The sequence below is a fragment of the Nostoc foliaceum FACHB-393 genome (assembly GCF_014698505.1).
GTDB classification, from domain to species: domain Bacteria; phylum Cyanobacteriota; class Cyanobacteriia; order Cyanobacteriales; family Nostocaceae; genus Nostoc; species Nostoc foliaceum_A.
Genome location: NZ_JACJTD010000002.1, coordinates 110336 through 127915, shown reverse-complemented (window position 1 = coordinate 127915; position 17580 = coordinate 110336). Strand labels below are relative to the sequence as shown.

Below are 17580 nucleotides of genomic sequence, written 5' to 3'. Positions count from 1 at the left end.
CTCGTCCAACTACGTGGACTAAAAAATAACCCACGAGGCAAATATGACTCTGAGCGTGGGTTTTCAACCATCAAAACTTTGGATTTTTGTCTGTGTAGTCGTGATTTATAATCGCCAATACTAGATAAAATTTTACTTTTATATTTGACAACTGACCTACGTATTTTCTCGCAATTCAGATTTCTGTATTTCTACAATTCAGCATTGCTTGTAGAGACGTTGCATTGCAACGTCTCTTATCTTATTAGATTATTCGTCGTGTCAGTTACAGCAGATTTAATCTCAATCAGTCTGTCGCTATGAAAAAGAAAATAGCTGTAATCTTACTATTTTTTAGACTGAATTTGCTGCACTAAATCATAAAAAGGTTGCCAATTATCTTCCTGAGCAATTGATTCCCAAATAGATTCAATCACAGGTCTTAATAATGCTGTTTTAGGATTATGATCAGCTAGAGTTTGGGCAATTACATCGATGCGATCGCGCTCCAAATCATTCAAAATTTTATGGTATAGTATGCACCAATCATCAAAAATTCCTGACGCACCCGGTACTGGTACAATATCTGAACTATTCATCACAAAACCTGGCTCATCTCGCCATTTAGATGAAAAAGTCCGAGCCATCTCATAAAAGAATTGGTGATAACCAACTTGGCTCTCTTTCAAGAATTCAATCGTTAGATTTAAGAGTTCCTCAGCTTCTGGATGCGGCAACTCCATAAAACCTAACTTCTTCAACATCAAAGAACTGTATTCAGCTTGATAATACTCATCAAACATTGCTAATCCAGCTTCCATTTCCTCTTTATCGATAATCGCCTTTAAAGGTTCCTGGAGCATTTGTAAATTCAACTGACAAATACTTGGTTGATTACCGTAACAGTAGCGTCCATAATAGTCAAAATATGCAGCTATAAAGGATGGGTTGTAAGTTGGGATAAACGCGTAAGGGCCATAGTCAAAACTCTCTCCAGTAATCGACATATTGTCAGTATTTAGGACTGCATGACAAAAGCCAGCCGCCATCCACTGGGCTACTAATTCTGCAACTCGTTTCACTAATTCGGCGTAAAACAAGGCATATTTATTTTGTTCAGCACTTAAGTGTCGATAATACTGCTCAATTACGTGGTCTAATAACTTCTTAGTTAAATCTGGACGCTGGAAATAATGCAGTCGCTCAAAAGTGCCAAACCGAATATGAGAACTGCTCATTCTAATCATCACACATGAGCGGGTAGGCGAAGGTTCATCGCCCCGCCAGAGGGGTAAACCTGTTTCAATCATACTTAGACAGCGCGAGGTACGTACACCCAATTGGTGTAGTGCTTCGGCAGCCAAAACTTCCCGCACCCCGCCTTTGAGCGTGAGCATACCATCGCCACCACGGGAGTAGGGCGTTCTCCCAGAGCCTTTCGTGCCAAAATCGTACAATTCGCCATCATTGGCACGTACTTGTCCATAGAGAAAGCCTCTACCATCACCTAACTGTCTGTTATATTCACCAAATTGATAGCCGTGGTAACGTAGTGCCAACAAGGGTTTACGCCCCTGAAATTTGCCAAAAGCTGTGATAAAATCTTCGTCTTTGACTACTTTGGGATCTAAACCCAAGCGGGGTAGTAGTGCATCGTTACGCCAACGCAGGAGGTGTTGAGGAAATTCCTCTGCTGCAACCTCATCGTAGTAGTCGTCGCCTAGAGATTCTAAAGCGCTTTCGTAGTTGAGGGAGAGAAAAGGATTGCTAGAATTTTTGTAGTTTGGAGTTTCGGCCAGAGTCATTACGAGCAAAGCTTAATTCATTCTTCCCTTAATACTACCTCTGGCTTCAGCATCAGCATAGACGCAAAAAGCGACCCATATCTAAAATATGGCAGCGTCACCATCAAAATCTGGAGCGCATAATGGATAAAGTTTTGCAATTAAAGAAAAAGTTAACTCAATTAGCTATTTTAGACGCTACATTTGAGGTTTTTGGTTCAGAATCACACCAATATCAATTCAAACCTTGCTTGAGTAACAAAGATATTCAAGCGTTTGAATCTAGATACAATATTACGCTACCAAGTGAATATAGAAACTTTCTCTTAGAAGTTGGTAATGGTGGTGCGGGGCCAGGATACGGGTTATCTGGACTGTCGGGAATTGAATCTGAAGATGTCACCCCAGAAAAACTATACCAAGAGAACTACGAAATTCTTTCTAAACCATTTCCTTTAACAGAGGCATGGAATGATTTGGATTTGATTGTCAAGAATAATACGGGTTTTGTTATCAACAATGATGCCTACTTCGATGATAAATTTATCCAGGGCACTCTCACCATTACAAATTATGGTTGTGGAATTTATGCGATGTTAGTCATTACCGGGGAGCAGTCAGGAAAAATCTGGATAGATGACCGGACTAATGATAATGGGATATATCCTGCTTCTTTGAGTTTTTGTCATGCTTTCCATGACACCGACCCTGATGATTTTCATGCAGATAGTGATGAAGAGCAGCCTATAAGTTTTTATAATTGGTATGAAGACTGGCTTAACCGAAGTTTGGATCAAATCCGCCAGTCTTCGTAATTCGTAATTCGTAATGACGCTCCTACGTTGCTAATGCTTCGTTATTTGCTATCGAGGGTCATCATCCATTACGAATTATTTTAATATTGAGGTGCTTGCCAATTAGGATTTATGAGACTTGTCAAAATATGATCTTCCCATTGCCCATTAATTAACAAATAGTCTCTAGCATATCCTTCAACAACAAAACCGAGTCTTTTGAGTACATTGCCACTACGCTGATTGTGAGGCATATAATTAGCCATAACCCGATGAAAATTTGACTCTTGAAAAAGATATTGAGTTGCGGCTTTTAAAGCTTCTGTCATATATCCTTTACCTTGTTTACTTTCCGCAAGGCTATATCCCACATAGCAAAAATGAGCGGCACCCCGGACAAAATTACTAAAATTTACAGTTCCAATAATTACGGTTGGATTTTTTTTTGTAAAAATAAATAGCTTTAATGATTGACCATTAATAAATTCCAGAAAACTATTCTCTATCTGATACTGCCAATATTCTTCAGTGAAAAAACCATCAGCCCAAAGAGGGTAGAATGGAGTAAGATAAGTTTTGTTATGAATAAAGTATTTGAGAATTTGGGGTATATCTTCATGGATCGCCGCTCGTAAGAACAGGCGATCGCTTGTAATTAGTGGCAGTTCTGATATCATAAATTACTTCATCGACGGGATCTCTTCCCGGAACATTCTCTAGATTTTGTAAATTCTCTCATAACTCGCGGTTTCGCAGCAGTGAGATTAGCTGTATTATTATGTTCCAATTTCGATAATCAGTGATCTAAGTATGGGTGTTTTGCCAAAAACGCCATTCTTCCGCTTTACTTCCAACAGATAGGGTGAGTATTTTTGCTGTGAATCTGCCATTCCACCAAAATCTTGATAAGCTGATGTCTAATATCTAGAGCCAAAGGATTGAGAGCCAATGGGTGATAAAGGACAGTACGCGGCATAACTTCGATGAAATAGCTTTGCCCAAACGCTGTACCGCCGGAAATTCAACCAAAAGACAGCTCAAGATTTAACCCAGTCTACAAGAAGGATAGTGATGTGGTGGGAATACGCTACGATTGGCAGGAATTAGAGATTCGGGCGATATACAACACGCCATTGCTAGAGCTTATTTATCAAGCTGCTAGCGTGCATCGCCAATATCATGACCCAACAAAAATACAAGTTTGTAAGCTTATATCTATTAAAACGGGAGGTTGTCCAGAAGATTGCAGCTACTGTGCTCAATCTTCCCGCTATAAAACAGAGGTAAAGGCGCAAGCACTCTTAGAAAAAGAAACAGTAGTTAGCATCGCCCAGAAAGCTAAAGAAACTGGTGTTAGTCGTATCTGCATGGGTGCTGCTTGGCGCGAAGTGCGGGATAACTCACAATTTGAGGAAGTCCTGGAAATGGTCAAGGATGTAACCGCAATGGGTTTAGAAGTGTGCTGCACTCTGGGTATGTTGACGGCAAATCAGGCCCGGAAATTGGAAGAAGCAGGACTTTACGCCTACAACCATAACTTAGATACCTCGCAGGAATATTACAGCACAATTATTACCACGAGAACTTATAGCGATCGCTTGAACACAATCGAGAATGTCCGTCAGACAAATGTTACCGTATGTTCCGGCGGTATCCTCGGCTTGGGCGAAACTGTCGATGACCGGGTTGGGATGTTACAAACTCTGGCAAACTTACATCCGCATCCAGAGTCAGTACCAATTAATATTCTTTCACAAGTACCGGGCACACCCTTAGAAAATCAGCCGGATGTTCCCATTTGGGATATTGTGCGGATGATTGCCACAGCCAGGATTTTAATGCCAGCTTCTGATGTGCGTCTGAGTGCTGGTAGGGCTAGACTTTCTCAAGTTGAACAAGCTTTCTGCTTTATGGCAGGAGCCAATTCTATTTTTTCTAGTGACGACAACAAAATGTTGACGGTGACAACTCCCTGTCCAGATTACGATAGCGATCGAGAAATGCTGAATTTACTCGGTTTGGGGATGCGTCCGCCTTCCCAAAGGCAGGAGAAAGTAGCAAGTCCGGCTGTTGTCGGATAAATATTTGATTTCGTGCAAAACATTTAGTCAAGGATTTAGATCCAGACTAAATGTTTTTTGTTATGCCTTTCTTGAACAAGCTAGCTGCTATTCTCCTTCAAATGAAGTCAAGAGCTTTCTTAACAGCACAATCAGTAATTCCCGTTCTGATGGCTGCAAAACATTGAGTATGCGATGCTCATTGGCAACATGAGCTTCTACGGCTTTCTCAATTAAGTTGAAACCTTCTTCTGTCAGTTTGATTAAAGTACCGCGCCGATCGCTCGGATCAGGAATTCTTTGTACCAACCCAGCTTTCTCCAGTTGGTCGATGCGATGAGTCATTGTGCCGGATGAAACCATCAACGTGTTAAACAATGCCGTTGGTGATAGCTGGTAAGGAGCGCCAGAGCGACGTAAGGTAGCTAACACATCAAATTCTCCAAGATTCAGACCAAACTGAGAAAACGTCTCTTGGATTGCGTGTTCAAAATGCTTGGCTACCCGTCCCATCCGCCCTATTACTCCCATTGGCGATACGTCCAAATCAGGACGCTCACGTTGCCATTGCGCCAAAATCATATCGACTGAATCGGAAGCCATTGTGCTGATTGCTTATACAAGTTTCTTGATATCAAATATCTTAACATCAAGATAAATGCTAAAATCTCGATATCAAGTATCTTGATATCGAGATAAATTTTATGAAGATAAAGACTGCGGGAAGGTTTGATATTTGGCTGACAGCCTTAGCACCAGCAATCTGGGGAACTACATACATTGTGGCAACCGAACTTTTGCCACCGAATCATCCGTTGTTAGTTGCAGCATTGCGATCGCTACCCATCGGTATTTTTCTAACCGCAAGTTTGCGACAACTCCCCAAAGGTATTTGGTGGTGGCGGATTTTGCTGCTGGGAGGGTTGAATATTGGTATTTTCCAAGCCTTGTTATTTGTGGCAGCCTATCGTCTTCCCGGTGGAGTAGCAGCAACTGCGGGAGCAATTCAACCGTTATTGGTAGTGATATTTTCGTGGCTATTACTGGGCGATCAAGCATCAAAACGATCAATTATCGCTGCAATTGTCGGATTTATTGGCGTTGGTTTATTGGTTCTCAGTCCTGCGGCTCGTCTTGATTGGATCGGAATTGGCGCTGCGATCGCGGGAGCAGTAACAATGGGCTTAGGAACGACATTAACCAAACGCTGGAAACGTCCAGTTTCTCTGCTGGTGTTTACGGCATGGCAATTAGCAATCGGCGGGATGATTCTTTTACCTATTGCCCTAGTTTTTGAAAAACCGTTGACTAACCTGAGTGTGACAAACCTATTGGGATTTGTCTATTTGGGTTTGGTGGGAACTGGGTTAGCTTATATGCTTTGGTTTCGGGGAATTGAACGATTAAAAGCAACAGCGGTTTCTTGCTTGGGATTGATGAGTCCTGTGGTTGCAACACTGATGGGATTTGTGGTGTTACATCAAACGCTAACACCAATTCAATTGATTGGAGGAGCGATCGTACTAGTGAGTGTTTTAGTGGGACAACAAACTAATCGATTGAGCGATCGTTCGACTACTTTGAAGCGAAACTTGTTATGAATTGAGGGACAGACAGAATGCCCATCCTTCAATCATCGGTTGATAGGTTGAATCTATCTCTCGGTTAAATTATTTTGGCAGTCCGCAAACCGAACAGCAGACCGACAGCCAAACCAAAGAACAAAGCTAAAAAGCCGATGTAAGCTACAATTGCAAACATTTATGTTTCTCCACAATAGTTTCTAAATCTATTGAATCATTAGTTGTTGGGCATTGGGCATTGGAAAACTTTTCCCCAATCCCCAGTCGCCAATCCCCAATCCCCAGATTGCGATAGAATACAGCCCACGGGCGCTTGTTAGGGATTGGGCAATGACTTCTGTAATTAATGTGAATTTACCAGAGCAGTCTTATGAGATTGCGATCGCACCTTCGAGTTTAGATCAACTGGGTCAGCAGATGGCCAGTCTGAAGCTAGGCAAGAAGGTATTGCTGGTTTCTAATCCGACGATTTTTAAGCATTTTGGGGAAAGAGCAATTACATCCCTAACATCTGCTGGATTTGAAGTTGCTAGCTGCACCCTACCACCAGGAGAACGCTACAAAACCCTCAATTCCATCCAAAAACTTTACGATATCGCCTTAGAAAACCGCCTAGAACGTTCTTCGACTATGGTGGCTTTGGGCGGAGGTGTAATTGGCGATATGACTGGCTTTGCGTCCGCAACTTGGCTGCGCGGCATTAATGTTGTCCAAGTGCCTACAACTCTGTTGGCGATGGTGGATTCCGCAATTGGTGGCAAAACTGGCGTGAATCATCCCCACGGTAAAAACTTGATTGGGGCATTTCATCAACCACGCTTGGTTTTGATTGATCCAGAAGTGTTGAAAACTCTTCCTATGCGAGAGTTTCGGGCAGGAATGGCAGAAGTTATTAAGTACGGTGTGATTTGGGATGCCGAATTGTTTGCCCAGTTGGAAGCAAGTAAACGCCTCGACCAACTCCGCTATGTAAAGCATGACTTGATAAATACCATATTAACGCGCTCTTGTCAAGCTAAAGCTGATGTTGTTAGCAAAGATGAAAAAGAAGGTGGATTGCGGGCAATTCTCAACTATGGACATACCATTGGTCATGCAGTGGAAAGTTTGACTGGTTATCGTCTAGTAAATCACGGTGAAGCAGTGGCCATTGGCATGGTAGCAGCCGGACAAATTGCTGTGGATTTGGGAATGTGGCAAAAGGAAGACACGGAACGTCAAAACGCTTTAATTCAAAAAACGGGTCTACCAACCAAGTTACCAACTGGGATAGATATTGAAGCAATTATTGACGCGTTGCAACTAGATAAGAAAGTCAAAGCGGGGAAAGTGCGGTTTGTTTTACCAACGGAGATTGGTGTAGTGACAGTTACCGATGAGGTGCCATCGGAAATTATTCGGCAAGCGTTGCGGGGAATGTGAACAATTTACAATTGAAACTGAGCTAAACGTGCTTGTAACTGATCGCCTGGATTGGTGGCTACCCGTTGATCCTGTTCAAAGTAATCCAATGCTGCTTCCGGATCTTGCAAGTCAACGGCACTTTTGCCTAAGCTGATAAAGATAGAACTTAAGTAAAGTTTGGCTGCAATTTTCTCAGCGATCGCTAAACTTTGCTCTAATATTTATTGACTCTTGCCATTGCCAGTTATTTGCAAGGCTAAACCAAGCGATCGCAATCCACTAACTTTGACTTCCGAATCTGGCATTGTTCCCAGCTTTTGAGTCAGTATTTCTAACTGTAGAGGGTACTCTCTCCAACTGCGATCTTCTCTGGAATGACGCAGCATTCACAAAATAGTCACCTTTTGTTCATAAAAAAAGTCCCCTCCTCGCTTGCGCGAGGAAGGGGATGAGGGTGGGGATAGTCTAATATCCGCCTTCTTCTTCGTATTCTGGCTGCCTTTCTTTAACTTTCTTGGGAATATTCACGGGCTTCGGCGCATCTTCCCAAGCATCGCCCTCTACGTCGTCATAATCATCGTATTCATCAACGTATGGCTTTTTGCTATAGGGCTGGGCTTCATACTTTAGCGGCTGCGGTTGTTGATACCTGTCGTTGCCCGTTGCTTCGCTCCAGTTATCTTCTTCCTCGTCTTCTTCGTATTGAATAGACTCATACTGCCGCGCCTTCATTACCTGACGCTGTGGCCTTTCCTCTTCCACATAGTCTTCTGTCCATTCTTCTTCCCGCGCTACAGGTTCGGGGGCGCGAACTTTTTGCCTGGGTGGCTGCAATGGCACTCCACTAGGCAGTTGATTGGCTGGTGCAACTTGGCGTGGTGGAGTATAGCCGTATTCTTCTTCTATATCTCGCTCCCAAGGTGCTTTGCCGATACCCAGGCGCTCTAGTAAACCAACTGTCAACTGGTTTACCCGTTCTTCGGCTCCCTCAAACACAATCAAGCGATTGGGGCCAGTGCTGACAATTTCATCTACAGAGAACTCGTAAGTACTCAGAAACTGATCAGGAATTTGGGGCAATCCTAAAGAAGCAATAACTATGGAGTTGAGCTTCCCTGTTTCGCCGTTGAACTTGAAGCCCCGAACTTTGCCTAAGACTTCACCTGTTTCTGTAATTACTTCCCAGTTAATCAGATTGCTGAGAGATTCAACTTCGATATCTTCAATTACATCTTCGTTATCAACCAGGATGACATCACCAATCTGGCTGATGTTGTTGAGGTACATATAGCGCGGTATGCCCGAAATAGAGATCAGGCTGTCTCGCAAACCAAGAGCCACAACCTCTCGTTGATCAATATCAACCCAGACTTGACTGATGATGCCTAACCGCTTGCCGTTATCGCGGGTAATCACCTGGGTATTTAATATGTCGGAACGCCTAATTATCTGTTCAGAGGTCATTCTATACCGAGTCCTGATCTCCAATTCGGTTTATATATACACTATTATTAACAAAAATTCAAGCAGATGTATTGGATGATTGTAACTTAATCCCCAAAACTTGAGTGTAAGCTCCTCGTGCTTGAGTAACGCCAATTGTGCGTTCGGCTGATTCTATCATCGGACGACGCAAACTCACAACTATAAATTGCGCTTGTTGTGACTGCTGTTTAATCATTCTAGCTAATCGTTCTACGTTTGCCCCATCTAGGAACATATCTACTTCGTCAAAGGCATAAAAGGGCGATGGGCGGTAGCGTTGCAGGGCAAAGATGAAGCTCAAGGCTGTGAGTGATTTTTCTCCCCCAGACATGGAAGCTAGGCGCTGTACAGGTTTGCCTTTGGGGTGCGCGACTAAATTCAGTCCGCTACTAAAAGGATCTTCAGGATTTTCGAGTTGTAAATAGCCATCACCGTCTGAAAGAATGGCGAAAATCGATTGAAAGTTTTCGTTGACAGCATCGAAAGCTTCTTTAAAAGCAAGTTGCCGCAATGTGGTAAAGTTTTCAATCCGCAAAAGTAGTTCAGTGCGCTCCCCTTCTAGTGTCTCTAATTTTTGTGTGAGTTCTTGGAGGCGGTTTTGAGTGCGTTCGTATTCTTCCAACGCCAGCATATTTACAGGTTCCATTGCCTGTAAGCGTTTAGTAAGCGATCGCAATTCTTTTTGCAATTCTTCCAAATCTACCTGATCTGGAACTTCTGGCAAGGGATTTGGTAATTCTGCTCCCACATCCCGCAACTGGCTTTGCAGTGCAATTAGTTCCTCTCGGCGCTTCTCTTGGGTTTCTTTGAGTTTTTCTATTTCCCATTGCAATTGTTGCTGGCGCAAAAGATGCGATCGCACTTCTTGTTCTGTAGCGTCGCGTTTTTGTTTCTCTTCTCCCAAACTCTGCTCCATTTGATTTAACGATAAACGGGTTTGGGTGATTTGGTCGTCTAACGTTGTGGTTTGTGCAAAGACGCGATGAATCGCGTCTCTACAAGAGGTTTGTTGGGTTTCGTATTCGGTGATTCGCGTTTCTGCTTCTTGGATTTTTTCTTGTAAACGTTGTTGCTGATTTTCCAAATTTTTTAATCTTTGTTCAGCTTCGCGTAACGCTGTCTCCCGTTGTTGCAATTGTTGCTCTTGAATTTTAATAGTTGCCTGGATTTGCTGCCATTCGCTGGGAGTTTGAGATGCTTCCAACTCTGCTAAAGCGTGTCGCAATTGTTGCAACTGAGTTTCTTGTCCCGGTAATTCCCGCTCTAAAATTTCCAGACGGGATTGAGCAGTGGCTAACTTTTCGCTGTTTTGGGCGAGTTGCGATCGCGTCCCCTCTAATTGCGTTGTCAAATTCTTAATATCTTTTTGCAACTGTTCCAATTGCAACTGCTGTTCGCGCCGCGCCTGACGCGCTTCTGTTAATTCTTGCGTCAGTTTTTTAGTTCTGGTTGACAAAGTTACGATCGCTTCAGTACAACGCTCTAAAACCCGCTCAATGTCCACCAAGCGAGTTTTTAAAGCGATCGCTTCATCAGATTCCGCCGCTTCCGCATTGCCAAAGCGCAACGCCGAACGATTGCTGTTGCTACCACCAGTCATTGCACCGCTGGTTTCCAGAAGTTCCCCGTCTAAGGTGACGATGCGATACAGTCCTAAATTTTTCCGCGCCGCCTCAAGGCTGGAAAAAACTACTGTGTTACCGAAAACATAGCTGAATACATCTTTGTAACGGCGATCGCAATCGACTAAGTTAACAGCATAATTAACGAAACCGCTAGCAAAACGCAGCGTTGCATCTTGAGTAAATTTGGGAGCGTGAATTTTATTCAGCGGTAAAAAAGTCGCCCTCCCTGCACGCTTCTGTTTGAGCAATTCAATACCCGCTGCGGCTACACTATCATCTTCCACCACAATATGTCCCAAGCGTCCACCGGCAGCCATTTCCAAAGCTAGCTGATGGCGGGGTTCCACCTTTCCTAACTGCACAACTAAGCCACAAAGTCCAGGCATTCCCGATTGTAAAATTACTTTACTCGCTTGGGTTCCTTGGACTTCTTGCTGTGCTTGCGCTTGTGCTTCTATTTTATCCAACTGGCGTTGTTTTTCCCGTTGTTCAGAAAGTAAGCGTTTTTGGGTTTCTTGTTGGATTTGTAATTCTTGTTCTGTGGCTGAGAGATTTTGGGCTAAATTTTGGATGGGTTCGCTAGAGGCGTTAAATTCTGTTTCAACTAGACTGCACTCAGTTTGTTTTTGGGCTAAGAGGGGTTCGTCGCGTTCAATTAACTGGGTTTGCTCTTGAATTAACTGCTGTAACTGATTATTGCGTTCCCTGAGTTGAGCTTGTTCGGTGCGTTGCGGTTCTAGGGTGTGCAGCAGAGTTTCAATTTGACGGTTGAATGCCGTTTGTTGCTGAACCCACGCTTCGGAAGCTGAGGCGATTTCTGCGGCGGCTTCGCGGGAGGTTTCTAAGGCTTGGTGGGCTTCATTTCTTTGGTGTTGGGAAGACGCGATGAATCGCGTCTCTACAAGCTGGGTTTTGGCAATTTCTTCTAGGGAATGACGGTGTTTTTGAATTTCTTGCTGAGTTTGAAGCAGACGTTTGGCGGTTTCTTGGGAAGTCGTTTGTAATTCCGTTAGCTGACGCTGGAGTTGTTTTCGTTCTGCTTCTTGGGTGGCGAGGGTAGATTGTACCGCCAAAAGTTCATCTTCACCTAATGCTTTCACATGGGCGTTGAGTTGTTCAAGTTCAGCAGTTTTTTGGACGATTTCGGAATTGAGGTTTGTGAGTTGGGTAGTGAGTTCAGTAGAATTGCGATCGCCTGTTTGAATTTCGTGAACTAACTTTTCTTGTTGTGCTTGCAAGGAACGCCATGATAAAACAGCTTCCCAAGATTGCTTGGCCAGAAATTCTGTGCGGAGTTTTTGATATTTCTCAGCTTTAGCACGATCTTGGGAAAGGCGATCGCGCTGTGCAGTTAATTCCGTTTCAATAATCCGACAGCTATCTTCCTTTTCCTTTACCTCATCTAAAGTTGATTTGGCTTGAGTGATTTTGCGATCGAACGCCGCCACGCCTGCCAATTCATCAATAATTTCCCGCCGTTCCCGCGCATTCATCGAGATAATGCTGGTGACATCCCCTTGTAGCACCACGTTGTAGCCTTCAGGATAAACCCGCAGGTTACTTAGTTGCTGATGCAACTCTGTCAGCGTGCAAGCTTCACCATTGATATAGTAATTCGACGTGTAACTTCCTTGGTGAGTGACTCGCAGCCTTCTAGTAACACTCCACTCTCCCGATTTTGGATTTTGGATTTTGGATTTTGGATTTTCTTCCCCTGCTCCCCCTGCTTCCTCTGCTTCCCCTACTTCCTCTATTTTCTCACTCTGCACCTTTGCGTCTTTGTGTGAGATTTCATCCGACAAATCAAACGTTACAGTGACGCTAGCCTCAATAGAAGCACGCCCTTTAGAGGTTTGAGTGTTATTTACCAAATCTGGCAGGCGATCGGCTCGCATTCCCTTAGAACTAGAAAGTCCTAGACAAAACAGAAGTGCATCTAAAATATTAGATTTACCCGAACCATTTGGCCCAGATATGACGGTACACCCCGGCAGCAAAGGGACTGAGGTAGTACCGCCGAAGGATTTGAAGTTGGTAAGTTCCACGCGCTTGATATGAACCATAGGCGCTGGTTAACTGGGCTAATGAAGAACAAGTGTATCAACTAATTAAAAATTCGCAAGAGGGTAGGGGGGAAATTAGGGATTATCGTAGGTACGTAGCGGCTTGAGGCAAGCTACCACACGAGGCAACAGAGACGCAGAGGAGGGAGGAAAATGGACTGAATTAGTAATGTATAGTAATTAACTAGTACCTATGTCGTAAATATGCAGCCACGTAACCCGCAGCTAATCTGGTTATTTATCATTGCTCTTCTGACTGTACTTGTTAATAATTGTCTGAGTTTTCTCCTCAATCAATTATCAGACATCTATAAATGGAAAGATGTAATTCCAAATTATGTAATCTGGCTGCTAGCTTTGATTATGTCAGTGCTGTTTGCTTATTTTAGCTGGCTAGCTATTCATATTCAGAATAATAGCAACAGTGGGACACAAAGACCTACTAACAGAGTTGATCCCAAATTGCTTAAAGATTCACGAAGCAAGTTTTTAAAGGTTTTGAAAGTCGATATTGAGGAGCGGCTGGAAAAATCGTTGTACAACAACACAGTTTTTATTCCCCTTGATATAGAACAACAGGGTAATCAGTCACCATCTCCCCAGGCAAGGAATCAAAGCATACAAGTCAATCCCCTATTAACCGCACAAAAAAAAATCATTGAACCAATTTGGTCTTGGATAAGAAATGGACAAAATACTCCTCTACCTCCAGAAAGCAAAATTGTTGATATTTTTAATCAAGAAGACGGTAAATTATTGATTTTGGGTACACCAGGTTCAGGTAAAACGACATTGCTGCTGAAACTAGCAAAAGAATTAATAATGGGTGCTGAAGTAGATGAAAATAAACCTATTCCGGTGGTTTTTGAACTAACTAACTGGCAAAAAAAGCAAAAAATTACTGATTGGCTAGTAGAGCAACTAAAATATCAGTATAGCATCTCTGAAGATATTGCTAAAGAATGGCTCAATACGAATCAAATCTTGCCTTTTTTTGATGGTTTAGATGAATTGAAAGAAGACCTAGTAGAGTGTATTCATGCTATTAATAGTTTTATCAATCAAAACCCTCAACCGCTCCATTTAGTTGTTTGCTGCCGCTCCCAAGAATACAATAGTGGTAATACACTGCTGCGAGGGCTAAATTCAGTATTTGTCCAACCGCTAAATCAATCTCAAATTGAAGCATATTTTAGTCTTGCAAATCGTTCAGATTTGTGGAATGGAATTAAAATAAACCCTGATTTATTGGAGTTGGCACAGTCGCCTCTGCTGTTGAAGTTTATGGTAGAGGCTTATAAACAAGCTCCAGCTAGAAAATCGCAAAATTTCAGTTCTCCTGAAGTCTGTCGTCAGTCTTATCTTGATGATCTATTCGATACTTACATCAAAGTTAAGCTAGATGAAACCCAACAAAGCAAGTCATATAAACCAGGAAAAGAGCCAAGTAAGAAAGATACTAAGCTTTGGTTAGCTTGGTTGGCTAATAAGCTGAAAGATAACAAGCAGACAGAGTTTTTAATTGAAAAAATGCAGCCGTATTTGTTAGATAATTTTTTATCAAAATTGCTATATAGTCTGATTATCGGGCTGATTTTTGGGCTGATTTATGGGCTGATTTTTGGGCTGATTTTTGGGCTGGTTATTGGGCTGATTATGGGGCTGATTATGGGGCTGACTTTTGGACTTGATAAAAGTATAAAACCTGAAGAAGCCTTCCAAATATCTTGGTTAAAAATGCAAGATAATTGGAAAGAAATAATGGGATGGCTGATTTTTATTCTGATGATTGTTATTGGGCTGAGTTTTTGGCTGAGTTTTGGGTTGATTTATGGACTGATTATTGGGCTGATTAGTGGGCTGATTATTGGGCTGATTAGTGGGCTGCAAAGTGAGATAAAAAATAGAAAAGTCCCCAATCAGGGTGTTTGGAAATCTGCCAAAAATGGTTTAATTATTGCTATAATTAATTTTCCTATTTGGACAATGATTGCTATGCAGATTTGGCTAATTAGAGGAATAACGATTGAGCCAATCCAAGTGCTGATTTCTGGCCTTGGTTCAAGTTTGGTATTTGGATTTACTTTCGGAGGTAGTGCTGTCATCGAACATTGTGTTCTGCGCTTAATTCTCTGGCAGAATGGCTCTATTCCCTGGAACTATGCTCAATTCCTTGGCTATGCAACTGAAAGAGGGTTTATCATCCAATTAGGTGGGCGCTATCGCTTCAAGCACGACTTGCTACGGGAGCATTTCGCCAAACTTTGATAGTGGGTATTCCATATAGTGCAATTTTATTCTCTTTTCTCAGACGTAGGACGATCATATTTGTTTGTTTAAGATAATCGTTATTACAGTTAGTATAAGCTGTCACATCATTACTTTTATTTAACGTGAGTTTGATGGCTCATATAGTTTCTGCCTAATTATCTTCATCAAAAGACCTCTAAGAGATTTTACTACACAAATCTGTTTTTCTGAATTGGAGAGGGACAGACTTTAACTTTAGTTCAAGGCAGGGAAAGGTTTGTAGAACTCACATCACGTTTATTTAAGGAAATCAAAAACAGGACTTACATCTGCGTAAGCCCCTGTTTAGTTTTCATGCCGATATTAACTGAGAGCTTCAGTTATTCTTTTATGGCTTTTTCACAGCTTCAACTTTTGCCTCCACTTTCACCATCTTCACACCTTGAACTTCTTTAGCCAAGGTTTCAGCTTTCTGGAGTTCTTCAGCAGAAGCCGCTGTGCCTTTGAGGATAATTTCACCCTCTTTATTTTCAACTTGTAACTTGTTGTCTGGCAAGCCTTTATTCAACTTTTCACTAACTTCAGTTTTTAAATCGCTCTTAGCTTTTGTTGCTGCCGTTTTTTCAGAATCGGTTTTAACTTTAGTGCCTGTACTAGCTGCTAAAGGAGTCGTTTCTTTTGCTGGAATTTTAGCAGTAGTTTTATCAGCAGTTTGATTTATCTGAGAAGCTGGTGTTGCTGGTGCTTGAGCGGCTTGATTAGTAGTGCTAGGAGTTTCCAAACTAGCTTGAGGAGTTTCTTGGCAGCCAAAAGTACCAACTACCAAAATGCCACTAACAAGCAATAGAATTAGCTTTTTCATTATCTATCTCCGAATTGAGTAATTGAAGCGATTAATTGATGTGTGTGTCATGGTGAGGAGCAGATGTTAAAAAGCAATTAAAGGTGGAGTAACAAAAGTGCCCAAGCAATAGCTCATGCTACTGAAAATCGAAACTTGGACGATTTCTTGCAGCTAAGATTTTACTGCCAGTTTTAAGAAATGCCAATTCAATTTTTCTGACGGCTGCTAACTAGGATGCCTTTGTATACAGCCTGTAGCTCTCTATTAATTTTATGTAGATGCCCAGTAGCTCTCTCAATGGTAGACTATGCCACCCCATTATGGTGACTCGATGTTATCAGATTTAAGTTAGTTTGGCGATGTCTATAACCTACGCAACTCAAAAACTCAGCGTTTTTGCAATACTGTGCCAGCAAAATTACCAACAAAATGTTACTTTAGAAAACTATGGCTTACTTACAACGCCCTAAATATCAGGAAAGATTAGCCAATGCCCTACCTTACTTCTGCTAGCGAAATTAGTGACATTGTTGCTGAATATACCAACACTAAAACTCTGTGGATAGATACAGAAGTGGCTGACTATAAAAGTCGTAATCCCCGACTATCACTGATTCAGGTATTAGATAATCCTCAAGATATGAGTGGCGATCGCGTCTACCTTTTAGATGTCCTAGATCAGCCTGATATTATAGCTGAATTTATTGAAGAAATTATGATAAATTCTGCTATTGAAAAAGTTTTTCACAACGCCAGTTATGATCTAAAGTTTCTCGGTAACAAGAAAGCCAAAAATATTACTTGCACCTTGGAAATGGCAAAAAAAATCCCTTACTATCTTTTGCCATTACCCAACTACCAACTCAAAACTATAGCTACAGCACTTTGTAGCTTTAACAATATCGATAAACAAGAACAACAAAGCGATTGGGGAAAACGTCCCTTGACTGAAGAACAGATAGAGTATGCTTACTTAGATTGTATTTATCTTGCACAAATCCACTCAATTTTGTTAGGATTACAAGCCCAAGCTAGCCCCAACCCCGCAACGGAAGACTTAATATCACTAAGTACCAGATACTCGCAACTTGAGCAGCGATGGAAGTTGTTGAATTCAGAATTTGAGCATTTACAAGAACGCATGAAAAAAGCCATGCAGGCTCAGAATATATCTGAAACTTCTTATTACAAACTGACTAGCTATGAGCGTACTACAGTCAAAGCTACTTTTACAGAATTGGCCAGGCTAGCACAAAGTGAAGGTATTAATTTAGATTTTCCCATTACACTAACTCAAAAACTCCAAAAAGATTTAGGGCAAAATTTGGAACAACTTTCTGTAGACATTGACAAAACTACTTCTTGGCGACTAACTCCCAAAACTCAAGAGAGTGAAACAGAAGATGAGTAAATTGTTCATCAGGCTACAAATGTCAGAATTTATGGAGTTATTATTTAGAATAAATCTTAATATTTTAAATATATTTTTTCAATAAGTATTCTAAAAAACATGAACGACAGTAGTTTTATGTTCAGAAATCCCCGTCAAGAAGCTTAGAGATGACAATAGGAAAAAGCGAAATTGGCATTTTTTATACTTCATATTTTATCATCTATCCTATACATAATGATTAAATAAGTTAGTGAATATCAAGTAAAATCGTCATTTGATTTTACACTTCTATCAAAAGTTAGAATAATTATTGAGT

Annotated in this window: 14 protein-coding genes; 6 read left to right on the top strand and 8 right to left on the bottom strand. The window is 41.7% G+C overall.

Going from position 1 to position 17580, the window contains the following annotated elements:
* Positions 1 to 326 precede the first annotated feature (326 nt).
* Positions 327 to 1784, bottom strand: a complete 1458-nt coding sequence (locus H6G92_RS02305; RefSeq protein ID WP_190890303.1) for a protein adenylyltransferase SelO — start codon at positions 1782 to 1784, stop codon at positions 327 to 329.
* A 122-nt stretch (positions 1785 to 1906) separates the two neighbouring features.
* Between H6G92_RS02305 and H6G92_RS02300 the strand changes: the two genes are divergently transcribed.
* Positions 1907 to 2578 carry an SMI1/KNR4 family protein gene (locus tag H6G92_RS02300; protein ID WP_190890301.1) on the top strand — a complete coding sequence of 224 codons (672 nt, stop codon included), beginning with the start codon at positions 1907 to 1909 and terminating at the stop codon, positions 2576 to 2578.
* Positions 2579 to 2658: 80 nt separating this feature from the next.
* Here the strand turns inward: H6G92_RS02300 and H6G92_RS02295 are convergent, their stop codons facing one another.
* Positions 2659 to 3234, bottom strand: a complete 576-nt coding sequence (locus H6G92_RS02295) for a GNAT family N-acetyltransferase (protein ID WP_190890298.1) — start codon at positions 3232 to 3234, stop codon at positions 2659 to 2661.
* Between the two features lie 396 nt (positions 3235 to 3630).
* On the opposite strand from H6G92_RS02295, the gene bioB reads away from it, so the two are divergent.
* Entirely contained in the window at positions 3631 to 4638 is a 1008-nt protein-coding gene (bioB, locus tag H6G92_RS02290; protein ID WP_190890296.1) for a biotin synthase BioB, read from the top strand.
* Between the two features lie 87 nt (positions 4639 to 4725).
* Here the strand turns inward: bioB and H6G92_RS02285 are convergent, their stop codons facing one another.
* Positions 4726 to 5220, bottom strand: coding sequence for a MarR family winged helix-turn-helix transcriptional regulator (locus H6G92_RS02285; protein ID WP_190890294.1), 495 nt, complete (start codon positions 5218 to 5220; stop codon positions 4726 to 4728).
* Between the two features lie 101 nt (positions 5221 to 5321).
* Between H6G92_RS02285 and H6G92_RS02280 the strand changes: the two genes are divergently transcribed.
* Positions 5322 to 6218: an EamA family transporter gene (locus tag H6G92_RS02280; protein WP_190890292.1), complete on the top strand. Its 897-nt coding sequence runs from the start codon at positions 5322 to 5324 to the stop codon at positions 6216 to 6218.
* 64 nt (positions 6219 to 6282) lie between these two features.
* Here H6G92_RS02280 and petL read toward each other — a convergent pair whose 3' ends face one another.
* On the bottom strand, positions 6283 to 6378 hold the full coding sequence (gene petL / locus H6G92_RS02275; RefSeq protein ID WP_100899295.1) for a cytochrome b6-f complex subunit PetL: 96 nt from the start codon (positions 6376 to 6378) through the stop codon (positions 6283 to 6285).
* A 152-nt stretch (positions 6379 to 6530) separates the two neighbouring features.
* Between petL and aroB the strand changes: the two genes are divergently transcribed.
* Complete coding sequence (gene aroB / locus H6G92_RS02270) at positions 6531 to 7622, top strand: 3-dehydroquinate synthase (protein WP_190890291.1); 1092 nt, start codon at positions 6531 to 6533, stop codon at positions 7620 to 7622.
* A gap of 203 nt (positions 7623 to 7825) precedes the next feature.
* On the opposite strand, the gene H6G92_RS40765 is transcribed toward aroB, so the two are convergent.
* From H6G92_RS40765 to smc, 3 genes are all read right to left on the bottom strand, one after another.
* Positions 7826 to 7990, bottom strand: coding sequence for a hypothetical protein (locus tag H6G92_RS40765; protein WP_313889928.1), 165 nt, complete (start codon positions 7988 to 7990; stop codon positions 7826 to 7828).
* Between the two features lie 79 nt (positions 7991 to 8069).
* The gene (locus H6G92_RS02260; RefSeq protein ID WP_190890290.1) at positions 8070 to 9068 is read right to left on the bottom strand and encodes a PRC-barrel domain-containing protein; all 999 of its coding nucleotides are present in this window, start codon (positions 9066 to 9068) and stop codon (positions 8070 to 8072) included.
* Between the two features lie 58 nt (positions 9069 to 9126).
* Entirely contained in the window at positions 9127 to 12777 is a 3651-nt protein-coding gene (smc, locus tag H6G92_RS02255) for a chromosome segregation protein SMC (RefSeq protein ID WP_190890289.1), read from the bottom strand.
* A 204-nt stretch (positions 12778 to 12981) separates the two neighbouring features.
* On the opposite strand from smc, the gene H6G92_RS41305 reads away from it, so the two are divergent.
* Positions 12982 to 15045, top strand: coding sequence for an NACHT domain-containing protein (locus H6G92_RS41305; RefSeq protein ID WP_199344656.1), 2064 nt, complete (start codon positions 12982 to 12984; stop codon positions 15043 to 15045).
* Positions 15046 to 15415: 370 nt separating this feature from the next.
* On the opposite strand, the gene H6G92_RS02245 is transcribed toward H6G92_RS41305, so the two are convergent.
* The gene (locus H6G92_RS02245; protein ID WP_190890288.1) at positions 15416 to 15889 is read right to left on the bottom strand and encodes a BON domain-containing protein; all 474 of its coding nucleotides are present in this window, start codon (positions 15887 to 15889) and stop codon (positions 15416 to 15418) included.
* Between the two features lie 472 nt (positions 15890 to 16361).
* Here H6G92_RS02245 and H6G92_RS02240 point away from each other — a divergent pair, with 472 nt between their 5' ends.
* A complete protein-coding gene (locus H6G92_RS02240; RefSeq protein ID WP_190890287.1) occupies positions 16362 to 17282 on the top strand; it encodes a ribonuclease D in 921 nt (306 codons plus the stop codon).
* The last annotated feature ends 298 nt before the right edge of the window (positions 17283 to 17580 follow it).

Bases quoted from the DNA above. Each gene is read 5' to 3' on its own strand.
- H6G92_RS40765 (WP_313889928.1), bottom strand. From the start codon at position 7,990: ATGCTGCGTCATTCCAGAGAAGATCGCAGTTGGAGAGAGTACCCTCTA.
- H6G92_RS41305 (WP_199344656.1), top strand. From the start codon at position 12,982: ATGCAGCCACGTAACCCGCAGCTAATCTGGTTATTTATCATTGCTCTT.
- H6G92_RS02300 (WP_190890301.1), top strand. From the start codon at position 1,907: ATGGATAAAGTTTTGCAATTAAAGAAAAAGTTAACTCAATTAGCTATT.
- H6G92_RS02260 (WP_190890290.1), bottom strand. From the start codon at position 9,068: ATGACCTCTGAACAGATAATTAGGCGTTCCGACATATTAAATACCCAG.
- aroB (WP_190890291.1), top strand. From the start codon at position 6,531: ATGACTTCTGTAATTAATGTGAATTTACCAGAGCAGTCTTATGAGATT.
- H6G92_RS02240 (WP_190890287.1), top strand. From the start codon at position 16,362: ATGCCCTACCTTACTTCTGCTAGCGAAATTAGTGACATTGTTGCTGAA.
- H6G92_RS02295 (WP_190890298.1), bottom strand. From the start codon at position 3,234: ATGATATCAGAACTGCCACTAATTACAAGCGATCGCCTGTTCTTACGA.
- H6G92_RS02285 (WP_190890294.1), bottom strand. From the start codon at position 5,220: ATGGCTTCCGATTCAGTCGATATGATTTTGGCGCAATGGCAACGTGAG.
- petL (WP_100899295.1), bottom strand. From the start codon at position 6,378: ATGTTTGCAATTGTAGCTTACATCGGCTTTTTAGCTTTGTTCTTTGGT.
- H6G92_RS02305 (WP_190890303.1), bottom strand. From the start codon at position 1,784: ATGACTCTGGCCGAAACTCCAAACTACAAAAATTCTAGCAATCCTTTT.
- H6G92_RS02245 (WP_190890288.1), bottom strand. From the start codon at position 15,889: ATGAAAAAGCTAATTCTATTGCTTGTTAGTGGCATTTTGGTAGTTGGT.
- smc (WP_190890289.1), bottom strand. From the start codon at position 12,777: ATGGTTCATATCAAGCGCGTGGAACTTACCAACTTCAAATCCTTCGGC.
- H6G92_RS02280 (WP_190890292.1), top strand. From the start codon at position 5,322: ATGAAGATAAAGACTGCGGGAAGGTTTGATATTTGGCTGACAGCCTTA.